General features: G+C 70.3%; 21 protein-coding genes. 8 read left to right on the top strand and 13 right to left on the bottom strand.

The window, feature by feature from the left end; all coding sequences use genetic code 11:
- Nucleotides 1-62 precede the first annotated feature (62 nt).
- The 5 genes from BOX37_RS09645 to BOX37_RS09625 are packed head-to-tail and all read left to right on the top strand — an operon-like array spanning nt 63 to nt 4713.
- On the top strand, nt 63-821 hold the full coding sequence (locus BOX37_RS09645; RefSeq protein ID WP_071927344.1) for an ABC transporter ATP-binding protein: 759 nt from the start codon (nt 63-65) through the stop codon (nt 819-821).
- Complete coding sequence (locus tag BOX37_RS09640; protein ID WP_071927343.1) at nt 818-1543, top strand: ABC transporter ATP-binding protein; 726 nt, start codon at nt 818-820, stop codon at nt 1541-1543. The genes BOX37_RS09645 and BOX37_RS09640 overlap by 4 nt, the downstream gene beginning before the upstream one ends.
- Nucleotides 1540-2418: a branched-chain amino acid ABC transporter permease gene (locus BOX37_RS09635; protein WP_071927342.1), complete on the top strand. Its 879-nt coding sequence runs from the start codon at nt 1540-1542 to the stop codon at nt 2416-2418. Before BOX37_RS09640 ends, BOX37_RS09635 begins: the two co-directional genes overlap by 4 nt.
- Nucleotides 2415-3461, top strand: a complete 1047-nt coding sequence (locus BOX37_RS09630) for a branched-chain amino acid ABC transporter permease (RefSeq protein WP_084759515.1) — start codon at nt 2415-2417, stop codon at nt 3459-3461. The genes BOX37_RS09635 and BOX37_RS09630 overlap by 4 nt, the downstream gene beginning before the upstream one ends.
- The gene (locus BOX37_RS09625) at nt 3451-4713 is read left to right on the top strand and encodes an ABC transporter substrate-binding protein (protein ID WP_071927341.1); all 1263 of its coding nucleotides are present in this window, start codon (nt 3451-3453) and stop codon (nt 4711-4713) included. The genes BOX37_RS09630 and BOX37_RS09625 overlap by 11 nt, the downstream gene beginning before the upstream one ends.
- A 68-nt stretch (nt 4714-4781) precedes the next feature.
- Here BOX37_RS09625 and hisF read toward each other — a convergent pair whose 3' ends face one another.
- The 3 genes from hisF to priA are packed head-to-tail and all read right to left on the bottom strand — an operon-like array spanning nt 4782 to nt 7157.
- Nucleotides 4782-5591: an imidazole glycerol phosphate synthase subunit HisF gene (gene hisF / locus BOX37_RS09620; protein ID WP_071927340.1), complete on the bottom strand. Its 810-nt coding sequence runs from the start codon at nt 5589-5591 to the stop codon at nt 4782-4784.
- Entirely contained in the window at nt 5588-6418 is an 831-nt protein-coding gene (locus BOX37_RS09615) for an inositol monophosphatase family protein (RefSeq protein WP_071927339.1), read from the bottom strand. The genes hisF and BOX37_RS09615 overlap by 4 nt, the downstream gene beginning before the upstream one ends.
- A 7-nt stretch (nt 6419-6425) precedes the next feature.
- The gene (priA, locus tag BOX37_RS09610) at nt 6426-7157 is read right to left on the bottom strand and encodes a bifunctional 1-(5-phosphoribosyl)-5-((5-phosphoribosylamino)methylideneamino)imidazole-4-carboxamide isomerase/phosphoribosylanthranilate isomerase PriA (protein ID WP_071927338.1); all 732 of its coding nucleotides are present in this window, start codon (nt 7155-7157) and stop codon (nt 6426-6428) included.
- A gap of 374 nt (nt 7158-7531) precedes the next feature.
- Between priA and BOX37_RS09605 the strand changes: the two genes are divergently transcribed.
- Complete coding sequence (locus BOX37_RS09605) at nt 7532-8785, top strand: DUF2786 domain-containing protein (RefSeq protein ID WP_084759514.1); 1254 nt, start codon at nt 7532-7534, stop codon at nt 8783-8785.
- A gap of 117 nt (nt 8786-8902) precedes the next feature.
- Here BOX37_RS09605 and hisH read toward each other — a convergent pair whose 3' ends face one another.
- The 9 genes from hisH to BOX37_RS09560 all read right to left on the bottom strand — a co-directional run bounded on the left by hisH (nt 8903) and on the right by BOX37_RS09560 (nt 20407).
- Nucleotides 8903-9538 (bottom strand): imidazole glycerol phosphate synthase subunit HisH, encoded by a 636-nt coding sequence (gene hisH, locus BOX37_RS09600; RefSeq protein ID WP_071927337.1) that lies wholly within the window; start codon nt 9536-9538, stop codon nt 8903-8905.
- On the bottom strand, nt 9535-10149 hold the full coding sequence (hisB, locus tag BOX37_RS09595) for an imidazoleglycerol-phosphate dehydratase HisB (RefSeq protein ID WP_071927336.1): 615 nt from the start codon (nt 10147-10149) through the stop codon (nt 9535-9537). The genes hisH and hisB overlap by 4 nt, the downstream gene beginning before the upstream one ends.
- A gap of 18 nt (nt 10150-10167) precedes the next feature.
- Entirely contained in the window at nt 10168-11295 is a 1128-nt protein-coding gene (locus tag BOX37_RS09590) for a histidinol-phosphate transaminase (protein WP_071927335.1), read from the bottom strand.
- Nucleotides 11292-12629, bottom strand: coding sequence for a histidinol dehydrogenase (gene hisD / locus BOX37_RS09585; RefSeq protein WP_071927334.1), 1338 nt, complete (start codon nt 12627-12629; stop codon nt 11292-11294). The genes BOX37_RS09590 and hisD overlap by 4 nt, the downstream gene beginning before the upstream one ends.
- A gap of 164 nt (nt 12630-12793) precedes the next feature.
- Nucleotides 12794-14392: a serine/threonine-protein kinase gene (locus BOX37_RS09580; RefSeq protein ID WP_084759513.1), complete on the bottom strand. Its 1599-nt coding sequence runs from the start codon at nt 14390-14392 to the stop codon at nt 12794-12796.
- A gap of 90 nt (nt 14393-14482) precedes the next feature.
- Nucleotides 14483-16228, bottom strand: coding sequence for a penicillin-binding transpeptidase domain-containing protein (locus BOX37_RS09575; RefSeq protein WP_071927333.1), 1746 nt, complete (start codon nt 16226-16228; stop codon nt 14483-14485).
- A 40-nt stretch (nt 16229-16268) separates the two neighbouring features.
- Nucleotides 16269-18353 (bottom strand): acyltransferase family protein, encoded by a 2085-nt coding sequence (locus tag BOX37_RS09570; RefSeq protein ID WP_338039851.1) that lies wholly within the window; start codon nt 18351-18353, stop codon nt 16269-16271.
- 128 nt (nt 18354-18481) lie between these two features.
- Entirely contained in the window at nt 18482-19354 is an 873-nt protein-coding gene (locus BOX37_RS09565) for an arylamine N-acetyltransferase family protein (protein WP_071927332.1), read from the bottom strand.
- 60 nt (nt 19355-19414) lie between these two features.
- Nucleotides 19415-20407, bottom strand: a complete 993-nt coding sequence (locus BOX37_RS09560; protein WP_071927331.1) for an alpha/beta hydrolase family protein — start codon at nt 20405-20407, stop codon at nt 19415-19417.
- 224 nt (nt 20408-20631) lie between these two features.
- On the opposite strand from BOX37_RS09560, the gene BOX37_RS09555 reads away from it, so the two are divergent.
- Together BOX37_RS09555 and BOX37_RS09550 are read left to right on the top strand one after the other, a co-directional pair.
- The gene (locus BOX37_RS09555) at nt 20632-21810 is read left to right on the top strand and encodes a winged helix DNA-binding domain-containing protein (RefSeq protein WP_071931334.1); all 1179 of its coding nucleotides are present in this window, start codon (nt 20632-20634) and stop codon (nt 21808-21810) included.
- A 128-nt stretch (nt 21811-21938) separates the two neighbouring features.
- Complete coding sequence (locus tag BOX37_RS09550; protein ID WP_071927330.1) at nt 21939-22577, top strand: GNAT family N-acetyltransferase; 639 nt, start codon at nt 21939-21941, stop codon at nt 22575-22577.
- Between the two features lie 106 nt (nt 22578-22683).
- Here BOX37_RS09550 and nadC read toward each other — a convergent pair whose 3' ends face one another.
- Nucleotides 22684-23544 carry a carboxylating nicotinate-nucleotide diphosphorylase gene (gene nadC, locus BOX37_RS09545; RefSeq protein WP_071927329.1) on the bottom strand — a complete coding sequence of 287 codons (861 nt, stop codon included), beginning with the start codon at nt 23542-23544 and terminating at the stop codon, nt 22684-22686.
- Between the last annotated feature and the right edge of the window lie 5 nt (nt 23545-23549).

Raw genomic sequence — 23549 nt, 5'->3', positions numbered from 1 at the left:
CACCCAGAAGTTGGTCCACAACGTTCGATGTGGCCGCTGACCTGCGATTCTAGTCTCGGCACATGCTCGAGATATCCAACCTGACGGTGCGCTTCGGCGGGATCACCGCGCTGCGGGAGGTGGGGTTCAGGGTCGGCGCCGGCGAGATGGTCGGCCTGATCGGGCCGAACGGCGCGGGCAAGACCACCTTGTTCAACTGCATGACCCGGCGCACCCGGCCGAGCTCGGGCACCCTGCGCTATCGCGAGGTGGACCTGGCGACCGTGCGCCCGGACGCGCTGGCCGCGCTCGGTATCGCCCGGACCTTCCAGAACCTCGGCCTGTTCCCCCGAATGTCGGTGCGCGACAACGTCCTCGTCGGCGCGCATCACCGGGCACGCGCCGGTTTCGTGGCGGCGGGCCTGCGCCTGCCGAAGGTCCGCCGCGAGGAACAGTCGCTGCGCGCCGAGGCCGACGAACTGCTCGCCCGGCTCGACCTGACCGCGGTCGCCGACCATCCGGCGGCCGGTCTGCCGTTCGGCACCCTCAAGCGGATCGAACTGGCCAGAGCGCTCGCGGTCCGGCCGCGGCTGCTGTTGCTCGACGAACCGGTCAACGGCCTCAGTCACGGCGAGGTCGACGAGTTCGCGCAGCGCCTGCGGGCCCTCCAGGCGGAACTGGAGCTGACCGTGGTCGTGGTCGAACACCACATGGGTTTCGTCATGGGCACCTGCGACCGGGTGGTCTGTCTGGAGTTCGGCCAGGTCATCGCCGAGGGGACACCCGAAGCGGTGCAACAGGATCCGGCGGTCATCCGGGCGTATCTGGGAGTCGCGGCATGAACGGATTCCTGACCATCACCGATCTGCACGCGGGGTACGGCGCGGCGAAAGTGCTGCACGGGGTGAGTTTCTCGGTCGAGCAGGGCGCGGTGTGCGCGATCCTCGGTCCGAACGGCGCGGGCAAGACGACACTGCTGCGCGCCCTGTGCGGGATGGTCAAGGTGCGCGGCACGCTGCGGCTGGCGGGCACCGAGGTGACCGGCCGCGCCCCCGAGACGATGGCCCGGCTCGGCGTCGCCCACGTCCCCGAGGGCCGCGGCACCTTCGCTCCGCTCACCGTCGAGGAGAACCTGCGCCTCGGCGCGTCGTCGCGCCGCGACCGGACCGGCACCGAGACCGATCTGCGCCGTGTCTACGACTACTTCCCGATCCTGCGCGAGAAGCGGCGCGAGGCGGCGGGCGGTTTGTCCGGCGGCCAGCAGCAGATGCTCGCCGTCGGCCGGGCCTTGATGCTGCGGCCCCGCGTGCTGCTGCTCGACGAGCCCTCGCTCGGGTTGTCGCCGCTGGTCACCCAGGAGCTGTTCGGGATCGTGCACACCATCAACCAGGAGGAACGCACCACGGTGATCGTCGTCGAGCAGAATGCCCACCTGGCGCTGGGTATCGCCCAGCAGGCCCATGTGCTGGAGTCCGGCCGGATCGTGTTGTCCGGCACGGCGGATCAGATCAAGGCCGACGAACAGGTCACCCGCTCCTATCTGGGAATCCGGGTGCGGCCGTGACCGAGTTCGCGCAGCAACTCGTCGAGGGACTCTCGGCGGGCGCCATCTACGCCGGTCTCGCCCTGGCCCTGGTGCTGATCTACCGGTTCACCGGCATCGTCAACTTCGCCCAGGGCGAGCTGGCCATGTTCTCGGCCTTCCTGGCCTGGCAGCTCAGTCAGGTGATGTCGTTCTGGGCGGCGCTGCCACTGACGCTCGCCCTCTCCTTCGCCGCGGGAATGCTCATCGAACGGGTGATCATCCGCCCGGTCGAGGGCGCGCCGGAGATCACCCTGGTGATCGTCACCGTCGGGTTGTTCTTCACCGTGCACGCCGTCGCGGGCTGGATCTGGTCCTACCAGGTCAAGCCGTTCCCGAATCCCTTCCCCGAAGGTGCGATTCGGGTGGGCGGGGTAAGCGTCGGATACGGCAGCCTCAGCATCCTCGCCGTGGTCGCGGTGGTGATGGCACTGCTATACGTGCTGTTCCGTTTCACCGGAATCGGGCTGGCGATGCGGGCGGTGGCCTGCAACCCGGCCTCGGCACGGCTGGTCGGCATCCGGGTCGGTACCGTCCTCGCCCTCGGTTGGGGGCTGGCCGCCCTGGTCGGCGCGGTCTCGGGAGTGCTGTCGGCGCCGCTGCTGTTCCTCGAACCCAACATGATGGGCGGCGTTCTCATCTACGCCTTCGCGGCGGCGACTCTGGGCGGCTTCGACTCCCCGGGCGGCGCGGTGGCGGGCGGGGTGATCGTCGGGGTCGCCGAAACCCTCACCGGCGCCTACGTCGACGCGATCGGCACCGAACTCAAGATCGGTGTGCCGCTGGTGATCATCCTGGGCGTGCTGCTGGTGCGTCCGCAAGGTCTGTTCGGGCACGCGGCGGTGGAGCGGGTATGAGTGAGTCGACGACAACCGAAGCCGCGACGACTCCGGTTGCCCCCGAGCCGGGTTCACCGCTGTCGCGCCTGCGCGCGAACCCGGTTCCGCCCGTGGCGATCACCGTACTGCTGGTCCTCGCGGTCGGCGCCCCGTTCCAGCTGGTGCCTTTTCACACCTTCCAGCTCGCGATGGCCATGATCTACGCGGTCGCCCTGCTCGGGCTGAACCTGCTGGTTGGTCACACCGGCCAGATCTCGCTGGGGCACGGCGCCTTCTTCGCCCTCGGCGCCTACACCACCGCGATCGCGATACAGCACTGGGACACCCCGTATCTCGCGACGATTCCGCTCGCCGCGGCGGTCACGTTCGTCCTCGGTTTCGCCCTCGGCATTCCGGCGCTGCGGTTGCGGGGCCTCTACCTGGCCCTGGTCACCCTGGCCATCGCCATCTTCCTGGTCCCGCTGCTCAAACGGTTCGACGGGCTCACCGGCGGATCGATGGGCCTCACCGTCACCAAACCCGCGCCCCCGGTATGGACCGGGCTGGCCGAGGACCAGTGGCTGTATTTCCTGGCGCTGGCCACCACCGTGGCGAGCTTCGTGCTGGTCGCCGGGATGCTGCGCTCCCGGGTCGGCCGCGCGCTGCACGCGGTGCGCGACAACGAGATCGCCGCCGAGGTGCTCGGCGTGAACCTGGCCCACTACAAGACTCTCGCCTTCGCCTGGAGCGCACTGCTGGCCGGGGTCGCGGGCTGTGTCTACACGTGGGTGATCGCGTTCGTCTCGCCGGACTCCTTCGCGGTGACGCTGTCGATCACCCTGCTCGCCGGGCTCGTCGTCGGCGGCCTCGGCACCCTGTGGGGACCGCTGCTGGGCGGGCTGTTCGTCATGTTCGTTCCCAGCCTCGCCCAGGACCTCAACCAGGCCGCCCCCGGCGTCATCTTCGGGCTGCTGATCATCGCGGTCATGTACCTCGCGCCTCGCGGGCTGGCCGGACTGGCCACGCAGTCGGCGCACTGGCTCGGACAACGTTTCCGGAAAGGGAAAACTCATGCGCACTAGGACGATCCGCTCCCTCGGGGTCGCGGCCGCGCTGCTCACCGCACTCAGCACGCTCACCGCGTGCGGCGGTCGCGGCGCCGAGACCGGCACCGTCGCCGAGGGTGAGTGCCGGGGGCAGCAGACCACCGGCATCACCGACTCCACCATCAAGCTCGGGGGGGTGTATCCGCTCTCGGGTCCGGCCTCGGCCTACGGTGCGGTTCCCAAGGGCATCCAGGCCTACTTCGACTACATCAACGCCGAGCAGGGCGGGATCGACGGGCGCACGGTCGAATACCTGGTGCGCGACGACGGCTACCAGCCGCCCAAGACGGTCGAGGAGACCCGGCGGCTGGTCGAGCAGGATCAGGTGTTCGCGGTCTTCCAGACCCTCGGCACGGCGACGTCCTCGGCGGTGCGCGACTATCTCGACCAGCGCGAGGTGCCGCAGATCTTCGTCGCGACCGGCGCCACCGAGATCGGCGCCGACACCGAGCATCCGTGGACCATCGGCTGGCAGCCCAGCTACCGCACCGAGGGCCTGGCCTACGCCCAGCACGTCAGGACCGAGCGACCGAACGCGACCGTGGCGGTGCTCTACCAGAACGACGACTTCGGCAAGGACCTGCTGACGGCGTTCCGCGAGGGCATCGCAGGCAGCGGCGTCACGGTCGTCGCCGAGCAGAGCTTCGAGATCACCGATCCCACCGTCGACGCCCAGGTCCGCAATCTGGCGAACTCGAAAGCCGATGTGCTGCTGAACTTCGCGACCCCCAAGTTCGCTTCCCAGGCACTCGCCGCCGACGCCCGCAACACCGACTGGAATCCGCTGCACGTGCTCACCCAGGTGTCCAACACCATGGCCACGCTGCGTCCGGTGGGCCTGCCGAACGTGCAGGGCACGGTGAGCGCGGCCTTCCTCAAAGACGCCGCCGATCCGCGCTGGGCCGATGACGAGGGCATGCGGACCTACAAGTCCAAGGTGGACCGGTACGCGCCGGGTGTCGATGTGGAGAACCAGCACACCATGGCCGGCTGGGCGATGGCCGAGAGCCTGCACAAGACCATGTCCTCGGCGAAGTGCCCGACCAGGGAGGGCCTGCGCGAGGCGATGCGCTCACTCGACGGCATCGCCGCGGGCCTGATGCTGCCCGGCATCTCGATGAAGACCGGTGAAGGCGACGGCTATCCGATCGAAGCCGTCGGCATCCAGACCTTCGTCGGCGAGCACTGGTCGCTCGCCGACGGCCTCATCGATACCTCCGGCAAGTAGCCCGGGTCCCCGACCGGTCCGTCCGGTGGCTGCGGCCGGGCGGGCCTGCCGAGCGGAGCTCGAGCCGGTCAGCGGACGGTGATGCCGTCCGCGCGCATCGCGTCCTTGACCTGGCCGATGGTCAGATCACCGAAGTGGAACACGCTCGCGGCCAGCACCGCGTCGGCACCCGCGTGCACGGCGGGCGGGAAGTGTCCGACCGCGCCCGCGCCGCCGCTGGCGATCACCGGGACGTGCACCGCGGCCCGCACGGCCGCGATCATCGGCAGGTCGAAGCCCGCCTTGGTGCCGTCGGCGTCCATCGAGTTCAGCAGGATCTCGCCGACGCCGAGCTCGGCACCGCGGATGGCCCATTCGACCGCGTCGATGCCGGTGCCGCGCTTGCCGCCGTGGGTGGTGACCTCCCAGCCGGACGGGGTGTCGGGCCGGCCGTCGGGCACGGTCCGCGCGTCCACCGAGAGGACGATGCACTGCGAGCCGAAGCGCTGCGACATCTCCGAGAGCACCTCGGGGCGGGCGATGGCGGCGGTGTTCACCGACACCTTGTCCGCACCGGCGCGCAGCAGCCGGTCGACGTCGTCGACCGTGCGCACGCCGCCGCCGACGGTGAGCGGGATGAAGATCTGTTCGGCGGTGCGGGTCACCACGTCGAGCATGGTGCCGCGGTCGCCGGTGGAGGCCGTGACGTCGAGGAAGGTCAGCTCGTCGGCGCCCTGGGCGTCGTAGGTGGCGGCCAGTTCCACCGGATCACCGGCGTCGCGCAGGTTCTGGAAGTTGACGCCCTTGACCACCCGCCCCGCGTCCACATCGAGGCACGGGATCACGCGGACCGCCAGGGTGCTCGTCGTACTCGCCCGTTCGTCGGTGCGCGGTGTCATGGTGTTGTGCCTCGTTCCTCGTCGCTGACCGTGCAAATCATGTCCAGGAGTTCGGCGTGCACACCGGGCGCGGCGGCCAGCACCGAGCCGGAGGTGATCGTCCACGGCGCGCCCGCCAGATCGGTGACCACACCTCCGGCGGCGCGCACCAGCGCGACCCCCGCCGCGTTGTCCCAGGGATGGTGGCCGAACACGACCGCGCCGCCGAGTACCCCGGAAGCGGTGTACGCCAGGTCGATACCGGTGGCGCCGTGCATGCGCACCCGCGAGGACAGACGGCTGAGCGCACCGAGCAGGTCGAAGCGGAACTGGCCGGGAATGCGGCCCGCCGAATCGAGGTTGAAGGCGCCGAAACCGATCATCGCCTCGGCGAGTTTGCCCGGTTCCAGCGGCGGCACGGCGACACCGTCGAGGTGGAGCGGACCGCCCGCGACCGCGGCGTAGCGGCGCCCGAGCGCGGGCAGCCAGGTCAGCCCGATCACCGGTTCGCCCTCGTGCACGAGCGCGAGCAGGATGCCCGACATGGGGTGGCCGGAGGAGTAGTTGAAGGTGCCGTCGATCGGATCGAGCACCCAGGCCGTGCCGGAGGTGAGCGCGGGGCCACCGAATTCCTCACCGTGCACTGCGATCCCGGTGCGCCGGCCCAGCTCGGTGGAGATGGTGCGTTCGAGTTCGAGGTCGAGTTCGGTGGCGAAGTCGTTGCGGCCCTTGGTCACCGCGCTCGGCGCGCCGACACCTTCGACGAACCGCGCGACGACGCCGTCCAGTACCTGGGTGGCGACGGTCAGCAGGTCGGTCAGTTCGGCGGTGTTCGGTGCGGTGGTCATCGGTGGGTCAGCGCACCGCGGCCAGGGCTTCGGGCAGGGTGAACCGGCCCGCGTAGAGCGCCTTGCCGATGATCGCGCCCTCGACCCCTTCCTCGGCCAAGCCCGCGATGGCGACGAGGTCGTCGAGCACCGAGATACCGCCGGAGGCGATCACCGGGGCCTCGGCGGCGTTGGCGACCTCGCTCAGCAACTCCAGGTTGGGGCCGGTCAGCGTGCCGTCCTTGGAGACGTCGGTGACGACATAGCGGGCGCAACCGTCGCGTTCGAGGCGTTCGAGCGCCTCCCACAGGTCGCCGCCGTCGGTCACCCAGCCGCGACCGCGCAGCCGCCAGTCCCCGTCGATCTGCTTGACGTCTAGCCCGACTGCGATCCGGTCGCCGTACTCGCCGAGCACCCGCGCACACCACTGCGGGTTCTCGATGGCCGCGGTCCCGATGTTGACCCGAGCGCACCCGGTGGCCAGCGCCGCCTTCAGCGAGTCGTCGTCGCGGATGCCACCGGACAGCTCGACCTTCACATCGAGTTCACCGACGACCTGCGCGATCAGCTCCCGATTGCTCCCCTTGCCGAACGCCGCGTCCAGATCCACCAGATGCACCCACTCGGCCCCCGCCTGCTGCCACGCCAACGCCGCATCCCGAGGCGACCCATAGCTCGTTTCGCTACCGGCCTCCCCCTGCACGAGGCGCACGGCCTCACCATTGGCGACATCGACGGCGGGCAACAGCACAAGACTCACCCGCTCAGACTAGTAGGTCCGCCCACCGCAGTACGCCACCGGTCGACACCGCTGAGGCTCGTGTCACTCGCCTCGCTCGGCGCGAAAGGGCACCTCGGACCGTTGGAGACGGTGGCGGCGGAGTTCGGGGACGCCGGGGCCGGCTTGGCCAGGCGGCCCGCCTTCTGCTCGAACCGGTCCGCCAGGTCCGCGGTCGGCATCGCCCGATAGCTCACCTGATTCACAGTGGGCCCGTCGGGCAACGCCCGCGCCCGTTCGCCACGGATTCCGTAGAGCAGAAGCCCCGGTGGGCTCACGCTGCGCTGCGCCGGGACAATGTTCGGGGCGCCCGGCCTGACTGCCGGCCCGGTGAGTCGATCGAGAGGAACCCGACCGTGGGCACACAGAATCGCCGCCGCCGTACGGGCCGCAAGGCCGTGCCGGGGCTGACGCTGGATGCCGACGCGCTCTCCGGCGACCCGGCGCGCATCGCCGAGGCGATCGCGACGGCCGCGCTGGCCTGGGCGCAGGGCGACATTGCCGGGGTCAGGCGCTTCCTCGACCGGATCACCGGGCAAGGTCCGGTCACCGAAGAACTGGCCACCGGTACGCACCGGGCGAGCGAGCGCCTGATCGCCCACGCCTTCGAGTTCGGCTGGCTACCGGCCGACGTGCACCAGGCGGCCCGGCGCCGCGTCGACGAGTTCGCCGTCGGCTACCTGACCGATCTGATGGCCGAGCATCGCGCCCCGTTCGCCGCCGAATCGGTCGACGAGACCTGGCAGCGGCAACTCGACGACCTCGACGCCACCGTCTGGTGGACCGCCGATCGCCCGCATCTCAACCAGTGGGCCGACCGCGCACTGCTCACCGGCCACGAGGCGCTGAGCGCCGTGATAGAGGCCCTCGCCCTCCTGGTCGGGCTGCCGAAACTCGAACGGATCCGCCCGCTCCCCGGCACCGCCCGCCCCCACACACCCCAGCACGGCGTGGACGAGAAGACCCTCGGTCGAATCCGCGGCCTGCTCGCGAAGGCCGAATCCACCGCCTTCCCGGAGGAGGCCGAAACCCTCTCGGCCAAGGCCCAGGAACTGATGACCAAGTACGCGATCCAGCGCGTCCTCCTCGAATACCCCACCGCCCCGGTCGATCTCCCTATCGCCCGCCGTATCTGGCTCGACACCCCCTACACCGACGCCAAAGCCCTGCTCGTCGATCTGATCACCCGGGCCAACCGCAGCCGCGCGATCTTCGTCGCCGACTGGGGTTTCGTCACGATCGTCGGCGACGACACCGACCTCGACGCCGTCGAACTCCTGACCACGTCCCTACTCGTCCAAGCCACCCGAGCCATGATCGACACCGCCCCCACCACCGCCGAAGCCCGCTCCCGCGCCTACCGCAAAGCCTTCCTCACCGCCTACGCCACCCGCATCGGCGACCGCCTCACCGCCACCACCGAGGCCGCCATCGCCGAATCCGACCCCACCCAACTCCTCCCCGTCCTTGCCTCCCACCAGCAACGAGTGGACAAAGCCTGCACCACCTACTTCCCCACCACCCACACCCGAGGCATCACCATCCGCAGCACCGAAGGCTGGAACGCGGGCGCCGAAGCCGCCAACCGAGCCCGCCTCGACCACCCCTGAACCCCTATCGACCGTTCTACCCGTTTCGACGGAGCCCTGGACTGCGGTTGCCGACTGTGCCACGAGGTGCCGTCCGCGGAGTTCGGTGCATCCGAACGCGAGCCCAGTGGCTCCGTGTCAGATCGAGCCGATCCAGTTGCGCAGCAACTGCGCACCCGCGTCCCCGGACTTCTCCGGGTGGAACTGGGTGGCCGACAGCGGTCCGTTCTCGACGGCGGCCAGGAACGGGACGCCGTGTTCGGCCCAGGTGAGTTTCGCGGGGGCGATGTGCTCGTTGTCGGGAAGCTCCCACTGCTGCGCAGCGTAGGAGTGGACGAAGTAGAAGCGGGTGTCGGCATCGAGGCCCGCGAACAACGTGCTGTCGGCGGGTGACTTCACCGTGTTCCAGCCCATGTGCGGCAGGACGGGGGCGTCGAGGTGGGCGACCGTGCCCGGCCATTCGCCGCACCCCTCGGTCTCCACGCCGAACTCCACCCCGCGGTCGAACATGATCTGCATGCCGACGCAGATGCCGAGCACCGGGCGCCCACCGGCCAGGCGCTGACCGATGATCCGCTCACCGCGCACCTCGCGCAGCCCGGCCATGCAGGCCGCGTACGCGCCGACACCCGGTACGACCAGCCCGTCGGCGGCCAGCGCGGCCTCGGGATCGGCGGTGACCTGTACCTGCGCACCGGCGCGCACCAGCGCGCGTTCGGCGGAATGTAGATTGCCGGAGCCGTAGTCCAGCAGGACGACGGATTTCGTACTCACAGCACGCCTTTCGTGGACGGGACGCCGCTCACCCGAGGGTCGATCTCGACGGCCGCGCGCAGGGCACGTGCCACCGCCTTGAACTCCGCCTCGGTGATGTGGTGCTGATCGCGGCCGTAGAGCACGCGCACGTGCAGCGCGATCCGGGCGTTCTGCGCGATCGACTCGAAGACGTGCTTGTTGAGCACCGTCGAGTACGAGGCGCCGGGGCCCGCGCTGGGAATGATGGTGTGCACCAGGTGTTCCGGCTCACCGGTGAACACGCAGTACGGCCGCCCGGACACATCGACGGCGGCGTGGGCGAGGGTCTCGTCCATCGGGATGAACGCATCGCCGAAGCGGCGGATGCCCTTCTTGTCGCCCAGGGCCTGCCCGAGCGCCTGCCCGAGCACGATGGCGGTGTCCTCGACGGTGTGGTGTGCCTCGATCTCGATGTCGCCCTCGGCCCGCACGACCAGGTCGAACCCGCCGTGCGCGCCGAGCGCGGTCAGCATGTGGTCGTAGAACGGGACTCCGGTGGAGATGTCGGTCTCGCCGGTGCCGTCGAGGTTCAGCTCGACCAGGATCGAGGACTCCTTGGTGACGCGTTCCACCCGCGCTGTTCTGCTCATGTCAGTTGCCTCCAGCGGTCAGTGGGTGAGGTCGGTGCCCGCGATACCGGCGCTCACCCGCAGGAATTCGTCGTTCTCCGCGGCGAGGCCGATGGTGGCGCGCAGGTAGCCGGTGATGCCGACATCGCGAATGAGCACCCCGGCGTCGAGATAGTGCTGCCAGGCGCGCGCGGCGTCGGTGAACCGGCCGAACAGGATGAAATTGGCGTCACTGGGGATCACGTCGAACCCCAGCGTGGTGAGCGCGGCGGCGACCCGATCACGCTGGGCCGCCAGCTCGGCGACGCTGCCGAGGGTCTCATCGGCGTGGCGCAGCGCGGCGCGTGCGGCGGCCTGGGTGACGACCGACAGGTGATACGGCAACCGCACGAGCAGGATCGCGTCGATCACCGCGGGCGAGGCGGCCAGGTAGCCGAGCCGTCCGCCGGCGAAGGCGAAGGCCTTGCTCATGGTGCGGGTGACCACGAGCTTGGTCGGGAACCGGTCGATCAGGGTGATCGCGCTGGGCGCGGCCGAGAACTCGCCGTAGGCCTCGTCGACGACCACGATGCCGGGCGCGGCATCGAGGACGCGCTCGAGCTCGTCGATCGGGATGCTGTGCCCGGTCGGGTTGTTCGGGCTGGTCACGAACACCACATCGGGGCGGCGTTCGGTGATCTGGGCGACGGCGTAGTCGATGTCGAGGGAGAAGTCGCCGCTGCGCTCGGCCTCGACCCACTCGGTGTCGATGCCCTCGGAGATGATCGGGTGCATCGAGTACGAGGGCACGAAACCCAGTGCGCTGCGGCCGGGTCCGCCGAAGGCCTGCAGCAGCTGCTGCAGGATCTCGTTGGAGCCGTTGGCCGCCCACACGTTCGCGGCGTCGACCGCGATACCGGTCTGGTGGGTCAGGTACTCGGCCAGATCCGAACGCAGGGCCACCGCGTCGCGGTCGGGGTACCGGTGCAGATCCGCGGCGGCGGCCCGCACCGATTCGGCAACATCGTCGATCAGCGCCCGGCTCGGCGGGTGCGGGTTCTCGTTGGTGTTGAGCTGCACGGGCACGGTCAACTGCGGTGCCCCATACGGCGATTTGCCGCGCAGGTTCTCCCGCAGCGGCAGCTGGTCCAGGCTCGCCGAGGCGCCGGGCACGGTGGGGGTACTCATGACAGCGCCTCGAAACGAACCTGCACGGCCTGCCCGTGCGCGGGCAGATCCTCCGCATTCGCCAGGGCGACCACGTGCCCGGCGACATCCTTCAATGCCGCCTCGGTGTACTCGACGATGTGGATGCCACGCAAGAAGGTCTGCACACTCAGCCCCGAGGAGTGGCGCGCACAGCCCGCGGTGGGCAGCACGTGGTTGGACCCGGCGCAGTAGTCGCCCAGGCTGACCGGCGCCCACGGCCCGACGAAGATCGCGCCCGCGCTGCGCACCCGCGCCGCCACGGCCGCGGCATCGACGGTCTGGATCTCGAGGTGCTCGGCGGCATAGGCGTCGACGACGCGCAGACCCTGGGCGATGTCGTCGACCAGGACGATCCCGGACTGCTTGCCGCTCAATGCTTCCCCCACGCGATCGTGGTGCTTGACCACGGCGAGCTGGGCGTTGACGGCGGCATCGACCGCGTCGGCCAACGCCACCGAATCGGTGACCAGCACGCTGGCGGCGAGCACGTCGTGCTCGGCCTGGCTGATCAGGTCGGCGGCCACGTGCACCGGATCGGCGGTGGCGTCGGCGAGCACGGCGATCTCGGTGGGACCGGCCTCGGCATCGATGCCGACCAGGCCGCGGCACAGCCGCTTGGCCGCGGTGACGTAGATATTGCCCGGCCCGGTGATCAGGTCGACCGGTTCCAGCGCGGCGCCGTCGGTATCGGTACCGCCGTAGGACAGCAGCGCCACGGCCTGCGCACCGCCGACCGCCCACACCTCGTCGACGCCGAGCAGCGCGGCGGCCGCCAGAATCGTCGGGTGCGGCAGCCCACCGAACTGCGCCTGCGGCGGCGAGGACACCACCAGCGATTCCACACCCGCGGCCTGGGCCGGAACGACGTTCATCACGACCGAGGACGGGTAGACGGCATTGCCGCCGGGGACGTACAGCCCCACCCGCTCCACCGGCACCCACTTCTCGGTGACGGTCCCGCCGGGCACCACCTCGGTGACGCTGTCGGTGCGCCGCTGATCGGCGTGCACCTTCCTGGTCCGCTCGATCGCCACCTCGAGGGCGGCGCGCACGGCCGGGTCCAGCTCGTCGAGGGCCTTGGCCAGTTCGGCGCGGGGCACACGCACCGCGGCGGGCCGCACACCGTCGAACTTCTCGCTGTAGTCCAGCGCGGCCTCGGCACCCCGGTCGCGGATGTCCTCGACGACCGGCCGCACATGATGCAGCACCGAGTCCACGTCGACCCCTCCGCGCGGCAGCGCGGTGCGCAGCTCGGCAGCGGAAGGAGTACGACCGCGCAGATCGACGCGGGCGAGCTCGATGCGGGTAGTCATATCGGGGTGCAGTCCTGTCTGTGCTGGGAGTCGAACAGCCGACCCGGGCGAGCACGATCCCCGCTCAGGTCAGCTACCAGCCTAGTGGTCGCCCGCCACCGCTTTTCCGGCACATCCTCCCCAGCGCCGGAAGATCACTCCGCGAGCGGAGCCGCGGGGTGATCTCAGCGGGTGTCGCCGTCGATCCGCAGACCGCCACCCATGCTGACCACCCGCATCACCATCGACTTGGTCTGCCCGTTGATGGTGATGCTGGCCAGGCGCATGTCGCTCGAGCCATCGGAGTTGTTGGTGCCGGTGATGCTGGCGAAGGTGTTGACGGTGCGCTCGTTCCAGTACTGCCGGAACTCGCCCTCACTGCCGTAGACCTCCTGCGCGGCCGGGGTCAGCATCGACCACGAACCACCCGGATTGCTGAAGAAGTTCTCCACCAGCAGACCGGCCGAGCCGATGTCGACGGTGCCCACATTGGCGGTCTGGCCGAGCGCGGGGACCGCGGCGGTGGTGGTCGGCGCCGCCGAGGCCTGCACCGAGGTGGTCGGATTCGCCTGCACCGAAGGGGAATCGGAGTCAGAGCTGCTCATCGCGCTGATCGCCACCGCGATCGCCGCGATCACAGCACCGACACCGGAACCGATCAGTACCGCCCTGCCCTTGCCCGCCCGCTTGTGCTGTGGGGCGGGTGCGGGCTGCGCCTGGGTCGGCGGGTGCGCGGCGGTGTCGTGGCGTGCCGGCGGGCGCGGATTGGAGCGAATCTGGCGGGTGGTCGGCGTCGAGGCGCCCGCGTGCGAGGTACGTCGGCCCGACTGCCGGATCACCTGGGTGGCCGCGGTGGAGTTGCGTCGACCGTAGGCCTCACTGGCCGGGACGAATCCGGCGGACACCGCGTTGGAGTCGGCGTCGGCGAAGGCGGCCAGCGCGTCGCGCGCCTCGGTCATCGTGGGCCGGTCCAGCGGGTCCGGGCTGAGCAGGTCGAGCAGGAAGTCGGTGGCCGGGCCCGCGTTGCGGGGCTCGCGCACCTGCCCGTTGGCCGCGGCGTAGAGCACGGCCAGTGGATTGGCGTTGGCACCGTAGGGCGGTTCGCCCTCGAGCGCGTGGAACAGTGTCGCGCCGAGCGCGAACACATCAGCGGCCGGCGTGGGGTCGGCGCCGCGCGCGACCTCGGGGGCGAGGTAGGCGGCGGTTCCGCAGATCAGCCCGGTTTCGGTGAGGGTGACGTCACCGGCGGCGCGGGAGATGCCGAAATCGGTGATCTTCACCTCACCGTGGTCGCCGAGCAGGATGTTGCCCGGTTTCACGTCGCGGTGCACCAGCCCGACCCCGTGGGCCGCGATGAGCGAGGACGCCACCTGTTCGCCGATGCGAGCGACCTCGGCCAGGGGCAGCGGACCCTTCTGCCCCAGTTCGCCGGCCAGGCTCACCGATTTCAGGTACTCCATCACCAGGCACGGGTCGCCGTTGTGCTCGGTGATGTCGAACACCACGATGGCGTTGGGATGCTGGAAGCGTGCCGCGTTGCGGGCTTCCCGAATCGCACGCTGGCGCAAGACATCCCGCTCGCCCTCGGGCAAGCTGGGTTTGATGTGGATCTGCTTCACTGCCACCGAGCGTTGGAGGCGTTCGTCGACAGCACGCCATACAACGCCTGTGCCGCCGCTACCAATACGCTCGACCAGGCGGTAATGCTCCGCGATCTTCTGACCGGTATCGATGGCGCCTACTCCGAACCTTCTCGAAATTGTGACATCCCGCGTATTGACCATGGATATGGTCCGTCGACGAGTGTAGCTGGCTGTGTGATGACCGCGTGCGGCAGCGGGGGGATTGCTCGCCTACGACACCGGTGATGTGCGTCATCGTGTCACACGAAGCATCCGTCCCGCTGCCTCGACCGCCGGTCCGGAGCTGCCGGCATCAGCCACGAACACCGCGAACGCGAGGTCACCGTCGATCCCGACGAACCAGCCGTGGGCACGGGTGTCGTCGAGGTATTCGGCGGTGCCGGTCTTGCCGAGCAGACCGGGGATGTCGCGCAGCGCGGTGGCGGTGCCCACGCTCACCGTCTCGGCCATCATGGCCGCTATCTGCGCGGTTACCTCCGCGGGCACCGGCTCGGGCTGCCGATCTGCCGTGCCGGGCTGCCCGCGCACGATGGCCGGGGCGGGCGTGGAACCGTGCGCGAGCGAGGCGGCCACGAGCGCCATCCCGAACGGCGAGGCGGTGACGGTGCCCTGTCCGATGCTCGATTCGACCCGTTGCGCCGGGTTCTCGGCGGACGGCACCTTGCCGGTGACGGTCGTCAAGCCGGGTGTCACATAGTCGACCCCGAGCCCGAGTTGCGCGGCCGCGGCGGTGAGCCCGTCGGGTGGCAGGCGCACGCCCAGCTCGGCCATGGTGGTGTTGCACGAGCGCGCGAAGGCCGTGTGCAGCGGCACCTGACCGAGGTCGAAGCCGTTGTCGTTGGGAATGGTGCGGCCCTCGATGGTGGCCTTTCCGGGGCAGGGCAGCACGGTGTCGACGGTGAGGTCGGAATCGGCCTGCAGCGCGGCGGAGGCGGTGACCGTCTTGAAGGTGGAGCCTGGCGGGTAGAGGCCGGTCAGCGCGATCGGGCCCTGGGCGTCGGCGGGGGCGTTCTGCGCGACGGCGAGCACTTCCCCGGTGGAGGGCCGCAACGCGACGATGGCGGCGGGCTCGGTGAGCGGGGCCAGGGCGCCCTCGGCGGCGTTCTGTAGGTCGATGTCGATGGTGGTGGTGATGTCGCTGGTCGTGGTGGCGTCGGGCCCGGCGATGCGCTGGGTGCCCTGGGCGGTCTGCGCGCGCACCGCCCAGCCGGCGGCGGCGTCGGCCTGCTCCTGCCACAGTTCGGCGAGTCCGGCCAGGGCCGGGCCGGTCAATGCCTTGTCCACGGTGAGCAGCCGGGTCTGAGGGGCCAGTGTCACCCCGAACACCCCGGTGAGCGGGTCGCGGACCGGCGCGATGTCCGCCTCGCGCAGGACTGCCGCAGTCGTCGACTTGCCCTGCGCCGCGTCCAGAGCCGAGCGCAGACCGGCCTCGGTGACCCCGTGCGGCGCGAGCAGCGCGGCCACCGCGGGCAGGTCGGCATCGGGCGCGATCCGCACCAGCGTCACCACCTGCTCGGTCATCAGTTCGCCGCCGGTGGCGTCGAGCACCCGCGCCGGACGCGGCCAGACCGGGCTGTAGCTCAGTGGACCGAGGTCGAGTCCGGGCGCGACGGTGCGCGGATCCCAGTCGATCTTCCAGCCGTCGGCGTCGGTGGCCGATCCGGTGCTGGTGTAGGTCCACTCGTTGCGGCCCTCCGGACCGAACTTCCAGGTGGATTCGAGGGTGAAGAAGTTGTCGTCGGTTCCGACGACCCGCACGGTGTCGTTCGCGCCGAGGTTCTCGAACAGCGTGGTCAGGGTGGCCGTTGCCGGGTCGGGCGCGTCGGTGAGCGCCGCGGCGGCGACGGCGTCACCGCTGCTCAGCGCGGCGGCGAAGGCTTCGGCGACGGTCTCGGGCTGATCGGGGCCCGTGGAGCAGGCGACAGGCAGCAGCGCTAGTGCCAGGAGCAGGACCGGTGTCTTGCGGAGGAGGCGCACGCGTCCGAGGGTAACCGCCGCGAGGACGTCGGTGCGGTAGTCACCACCAGCCGGTGATGGTGCCGATCTGGCGACCGAGTTCGGGCGCGAGCGAGCGCGCGTAGCTGGCGGTCAGGTGGTGTTCATCGCGGTAGATGAGCACATTGCCCTCGACCACCCGGCAGCGCTGCGGTCGGCAGACGGCGTCGGAGAGGTCGAGCAGGTGCACATTGGGGAATCCGGCGGCCGGTTCCAGGGCGGGGTCGGCGGGGGCCAGCGCCGAGGCGCGGTCGAGGCCGCAGCTGTCGGGGTCGCCGCGGTGGGCCAGGCAGTCGGTGGCGCGGTAGAGCACGCCGTCGCGGCGTAGCCGTGGCGTGTCGCGCAGCGCGAGCACATTGAGTCCGCGCTCCTGCATCGCCGACCACACCTCGAGGTATTCGATGGGCACCTCGTCACCGAGGCCGTCCTGGCGGTACCGCGTGGACAGGGTGAGTACCCAGTCCGGTGGATCGGCGGCCAAACGGTCGAGCACTTCCCTGGACCACTCGTGACACTCGGGAAACGGCCACTCGGCGTAGGACGGCTGGTCGGCGAGGGTGACCGGACAGCCCTCCTTGAGGTAGGAGATCACCCGGATCCCCCGTTCGGCGCCGAGTACCTCCAGCGCGGGAATCCAGTGCTCGGAATGCGACCCGCCGACCACCGCGATCGAGCGGGCCGCGTTCGGATCACCGTAGGTGCAGACACGGACCTCCCGACTGGGGGTGATGCAGCCGTCGGTGGTCGGCGGCGGACTGTCGACCCCGCCCTCGAACACCGTGGGGCGCATCGGTTCCGGCGAGTACTCCGCGCCGGTGAGCAGGGCGGTGGCGCCCGGATACCGCTGCGCGTCCAGCTCGCGGGGCGGCACGGCCGGATTGGCGGCCAGGACCAGCTGCCAGCCCATCGTCACCACCAGCACGGCGACGGTGGTCGCCGCGACCAGTACCCCGGCCGCCCGATGCTGCTTTCCTTCGTGGGACCGGCCCCGGGGTGGCAGCCGTAACGGTGTCTCGATCAGGCGGGTGGTGGCATAGGCGAGCACCAGCGAGATCGCGATCACCACCAGCCCGTCGACGAGTCCGGCGTGCGAGCGTCCCGACTCGGCCAGGTAGAAGATGAGGATCGGCCAGTGCCACAGGTACAGCGGATAGGCCAGCGTCCCGAGTTCGGTGCAGATCCGCCCGCCGAGCACCCGGTTCGGCCACGCCGACGGTCCGTCGGCGAACCCGAAACCCGAGGCGATCACCAGGCAGGCCGCCCCCACCGGCCACAGCGCCGCGACGCCGGGGAACTGGTTCGCGCCGTCGAAGAGTGGACCGCACGTCAGCACCATCGCCAGACCGACCACCGCGGCCAGGGCGCGCACCCGGGTCGGCAGCCGCAGCCAGGGCGCGGCGACGGCAAGGGCCGCGCCCGCGAGCAGTTCCCAGACCCGCGCCATGCTGTCGTAGTAGGTCCAGGCCTGGTGCTGCGCGGTGCCCGCGGTGGCGTACCAGAACGAGAGCAGTCCGAGCGCGGTGAGCGCGATCAGCAGACCGGGCCGATCGGCCCTGCCGCGCCGCCGCAGCCAGGCCCACCCGGCCAGCACCAGCAGGATCGCCACATAGAACTGTCCCTGCACCGACATCGACCACAGGTGCTGCAGTGGGCTGACCGACGGGTCGGGCGCGAGATAGTCGAGTTCGGCGGTGGCCAGGTACCAGTTCTGGACATAGAACATCGAGGCCAGCGTCTGCGCGGCGGTCTCCCCCAGCTGGGTGTAGGGCCGCAGGATGACCGTGGCGAGCACGATCGCGGCCAGCACGACCACCAGCGAGGGCGTCAGCCGACGAACGGTCCGCCGGGCGGTCTCCTTCGCGGCGATCACGCCGCGGCGCTCGACTCCACGCACCACCGCGCCGGTGAAGAAGAATCCCGACAGGACGAGGAAGACGTCGACGCCGCCGGAGACCCGGCCCGCCCACACGTGGAACGCGACGACCAGCGCGATCGCGATGCCACGCAGCCCGTCCAGATCCTGCCGCCGCACGGTCGAGGAGGCGGCGGGTCCGCTGTGGACCGGCCCGGATTCCTCGATCAGCGACGCGGTATGAACCTTCGGCACGAACGACCCCACACAATCGGACCCCACAGCCACGACTGGGGTGTGTTTCCCGGCAAGTAACCATCAATTTGCCGTAGCGACACCACGGAAGCAAACCGGGCAGCGGGACACAGCCGCGTCGAGAAGGGTCAGTTCGCTCGCCATGGCCCGGTCACGAGGGTAGCAGCGTCGACCTCGTCGAGATCGATGTCGAACACCTCTACCAGCACTTTCGGTAGGTCGACCAGGTCAAGGTCGCGGGTCTGCGCGGCCCCGTCGGGGTATTCGGTGGTCAGCCTCAGATCGTCGAGGATGTGATGTGCGCCGGGCAGGAAGCGTTGCACATAAGGCCGGGAGATGAACGGCGAGCGCGGGAAGGTCGACACGAAGTGATTCCCCACCGCGTAGTCGATGCGGTACTGCGGGTCCTCGGTGAAGGTGTGGCGGTCCAGCCAGCCTTCGTGGCTGCGCTGGAACAACACCCACAGGGGCGCACCCAGCGCACCGGTACGGCGTTCGAGCCGATAGCGCCAGTCACCGAGACCGAACTCACCGCGTCCGTCGAGAAGTTCGAACGGTTCCAGCGGTCCGAAGCCGAACCCGACATCGCAGATCCAGACCCGGTCGTCGCCGGGCACCGTGACGCGCAGCAGGGCGTGCGTGGCAGGCCGCAGCGTCCCGGCGTCGAGCACCCCGTAGGTGACCCGCCCGCTGAGCCCGGTCACGCCGAAGCCGAACCGCTCGAGCGCCGCGGCGAACACCGCGACGTTCTCGAAACAGTAGCCGCCGCGACGGCGCCGGATCAGCTTGTCCTGCAGCGATTCCAGGTCCAGCGGAATACCGCGACCGAGGATGATCTCGAGGTTCTCGAAGGGGATCGTGGTGGTGTGGCCGCGGACGAGGGCGCGCAGCGTCTCGACCGTGGCGGCACGCGGGCCGATGTAGCCGATCCTGGCCAGGTAGGCGTCGAGGTCGAGATCTTCGCCCAGCCAGCGGTCGTCGCGGTGCACGGCCTCGGTCATCGCATCCCCTCTCGGTCGACTGTGTCGCACAACCCGGCCGTAGCGGGCGTTGTTCCCGGCTCAGGCCGCGCACTTGGCGTCGGCGGGTGGCGGTGGCGCGGTGACCACGTTGTTGGCCACGTCGACGAGGTAGTCGCTGATCGGCGGGTCCAGCGGCTCGGTCCCGGCGAGCAGCCGCAGCACCACGCAACCACCTTCGAACAGGGCGGGCCCGACGTCATGATTGCCGGGGACGATCTGTCCGGCCAGGTCACGCCCGCTGACCACGGTATAGAAGGAGAACGACTTGCCCGCCGCGGTCAGCGCCGCCCGCAGCTCCACACTGGTGGCGAAGGGGACGACGGTGTCGGCGGTGCCGTGGATGAGGAAGGCCCGGCGCATGCTCAACCGGTCGGCGAGCAGCGCCGGTGAGCGCTCGATATAGGCGAGCGGGCAGACGATCGGCGTGCAGCCACCGGCGTCGCGTTCGATCTGGCGCGGCAGGGCCGGGTTCACCGTCCCGGCGGCGGCCCACATGGTGAAGCCGTCGGCGGGGCCGTAGTTGTCGACCCAGTAGTCGAACAGGCCGGGCGGGCCGTGCGCCACGGCCAGGCCGCTGGTGATGCCCCCCTGACTCCAGCCCCACAGCACCGTCGTTTCGACGCTCCGATGGAGCTCGCGGTACCACTGCGTCGCCGCGACCACGTCCCGCCAGCCGGCCCACAGATTCCATTCCCCGGTGCGCCACTGTCCGTCGGCGCTGCGCAGATCCATGAGCAGGACCGGCGAGTCGCCCGCCGCCGCGATCGAGGACATGTACGGCGCGAAATCGGCCGAGGATCCGCCGTGTCCGTGGACCGCCACGACCAGCTGCCGGGCCGGGATGTCACCCGGCACACACCGATACGGCTCGTACACCCGTCCGGTGGCGAGCTCACCGTCGACGGTGATGGTGACCGGCGTCAACGCGACACCGGCCGTGCACACCGGTTGGGTGTGCCCGACCGGTGCGGCCGCCAGCAGCGTCGCGACCAGCACGGCGCAGATCGCGGCGATTCCGCCGACCCGTGTCATGTCGCGATTGTCCGCTACCGGCACCGCCCGGGTCCACTGCGCCGCGCGCGCAGTTCAGCGCGGCCTCGGACCCGCGGTGCGGCGGCATCGGCTCGGCCGTGCCCGCGGTGGCGGGGTCGACGTCCTCGGCCGCCGGAACGACACCCGCCCCCCTCCGCGCACAGTGACAGATCGCGGCGATCTCGAAAGGCCGGGTGTCGGTGGGCGCGGATAGCATCGGCGACATGGTTTCGATCGATGCGGCGCAGCGGCGGGCACGGCTGGGGAGCAGGCATCGGCTGGCTCCGGGCGCTCGGGGTGGGGATCCGGTGGAGGTCGCGCGGTCGCTGGTGGTGTTGCATGCCACCGATCCGGCGACGGTGTTCCTGTCGGTCGGGGCGCGGACCGAGGGGTTGACGCCTGCCGCGGTGGAGCGGGCACTCTATGACGAGCGCGCGCTGGTACGCATGCTCGCCATGCGCCGCACCATGTTCGTCGCGCCGACCGAACTGCTGCCGGTGCTGCAATCCTCCACCTGTGACGCGTTGGCGCACAAGCAGCGTCGCGCCTACGGTCGCTACATCGAGCAGGCCGATGTCGTGGACGGTGACGTGGCGTCCTGGCTCGCCGAGGTCGAAGCGGAGACCCACGCCGCGCTGCTGACGCGCGGCGCGGCGACCGGGGCCCAGCTGAGCAAGGACGTGCCCCGCCTGCGCACCCAGGTCGATCCCGCCCCCGGCAAGTCGTACTCCAAGCCGACCAGCATCACCACGTGGGTGCTGGTGATCCTCGGCGCCGAGGGCAGGATCGTGCGCGGTCGCCCCAATGGCAGCTGGACCAGCAGCCAGTACACTTGGGCGCCGGTGGAAACCTGGCTGCCGCAAGGGTTCTCGCCACTGCCGTCCGAGCAAGCACGGGTGGAGTTGGTCCGCCAGTGGCTGTACGCCTTCGGCCCCGCCCCGGTCACCGACCTGAAATGGTGGACCGGCTGGACCCTCGGCGAGGTCCGAAAAGCCTTGGCACACCTCGACATCACCGAGGTCGACCTCGACGGCGTCCCCGGTATCGCGCTCACCGACGACCTCGCCCCAGTCCCCGAACCCGAGCCGTGGGCCGCCCTGCTCCCCGCCCTCGATCCCACCCCGATGGGCTGGCAATCCCGCGACTGGTTCCTCGGCCCCCACGCCCCCGCGCTCTTCGACCGCAACGGCAATATCGGCCCCACCGTCTGGGCCGACGGCCGCATCGTCGGCGGCTGGGCCCAACGCGGCGACGGTGAGATCGTCACCCGCCTCCTCGACGACGTCGGCGCCGACACCGAGAAACTCATCGCAGCCGAAATCGACCGCACCACGAACTGGTTCGGTGATGTCCGCGCGATCCCCCGCTTCCGCACACCCCTGCAACGTGAACTCACCGCGTGAGCCGACAGGTGCGATCGCCCCGCCCAGCGGCTGGCGAACCGACTTCGTCGACACCAGCCACGGCACGCATGCGACGCCGATCGCGCGCGAGGTACCGCCCAGGATCTCGGCGACGTACCGTTGCCGACATGGAGATTCGTGAATTCGCCGAGTCGGACCGCACCGAACTGCGCGCGCTGGCCCAGATCGCGGGCGAGGGTTCGCCGACCGCCTCGCTCTGGGGCCACCCGGAATCCGAGGCTGCCATCTATCTCGACCCCTACCTCGACCGGGAACCGGAGTCAGTGTTCGTCTCGGTCGAGGAGGGCAAGCTGACCGGCTTCCTCGTCGGCACCGTCGACTCCGCGAAGTTCCCGAGCGAAGAAGCCCGGATGACCGACGCGATCCGCCGCTACCGCCTCGGTGTACGCCGCGGCCCCGCCCTCTTCTTCGCCCGCGCCATGGCCGACACCGTGGCGGCCAAACTCCGCCGCCACGAAACCGCGGGCGAGTACGACGACCCCGACTACCCCGCCCACCTCCACATCAACCTCGCCCCGGCCGCCCGAGGCACGGGCGCCGCCGAGGCCCTCGTCCATCGCTTCCTCGACCACGCGCGCACCGCGGGCGCACCCGGCTGCTACCTGCAAACCCTCACCGAGAACACCAGAGCCGTCCGCTTCTTCACCCGCGTCGGCTTCACCCTCCTCGGCGCCCCCACCGACGTCCCCGGCCTGCGCTATCAGGGCCGCCGCGTCCACCAGCAGACGATGGTGCAATCGCTGTGACCAGCGCCGCTCCCCCATCCTGAACGGCGCGGCGGACTGTCACGTCTCGGTGGGCCGCCATCGCGCGGCGGCCGGGCGGTGGAGACGCGCGACGGCAAGCGCTTGCTCACATGTCCAAACCCAGGTCCAGGACGCGGACCGAGTGGGTGAGGGCGCCGACGGCGAGGTAGTCGACGCCGGTGTTGGCGTACTCGGCGGCCTGGTCGAGGGACAGGCCGCCGGAGGACTCGAGTCTCGTGGCGGGGGCCTTGGCGTCGCGGCGCTGGACGGCGGCCTGGGTCTGCCAGAGGGGGAAGTTGTCGAGCAGGACGAGTTCGACGTTCTCGGCCAGGACCGCGTCGAGTTGTTCGAGGCTGTCGACCTCGACCTCGCAGGCGATGTCGGGAGCGAGCTCCCGCACGGCGCGCAGCGCGTTCACGACCGAGCCCGCGGCGACGACGTGGTTGTCCTTGATCAGGGCGGCGTCACCGAGGCCCATACGGTGGTTCACCCCGCCACCCACGCGCACGGCGTACTTCTGCAGCGCACGCAGGCCGGGAAGGGTTTTGCGGCTGTCGCGGATTCGGCAGTCGGTGCCCTCGACCGCGTCGACCCAGGCGGCGGTGGCGGTGGCGATGCCGGACAGGTGGCAGACCAGGTTCAGCATGGTTCGTTCGGCGGTCAGCAGCCCCCGGGTGGGCGCGAGGACACTCAGCACCGAGGTGCCCGGTTCCACCCGTGTCCCGTCGGCGACCCGCTCGGAGATCTCGTAGGTGCCCGCGCCGAGCACCTGATCGAGCACGAGCAGCCCGACATCGATCCCGGCCACGGTCCCGGACTGACGCGACACGACCGACGCCTTGCTCACCGCGTCCGCGGACACGGTGGCGACCGTCGTGACGTCAGGCCCGTAACGCAGGTCCTCCTCGAGCGCGGTGCCGATCAACGCCAGCACCTCGTCACGATCCAGAGTGGCATCCAGAGCCATCACTG

The organism is Nocardia mangyaensis (genome assembly GCF_001886715.1).
Taxonomy (GTDB): Bacteria; Actinomycetota; Actinomycetes; order Mycobacteriales; family Mycobacteriaceae; genus Nocardia; species Nocardia mangyaensis.
Note: the sequence above shows the minus strand (reverse complement) of the source record. Positions and strands in the feature narration are given on the sequence as shown.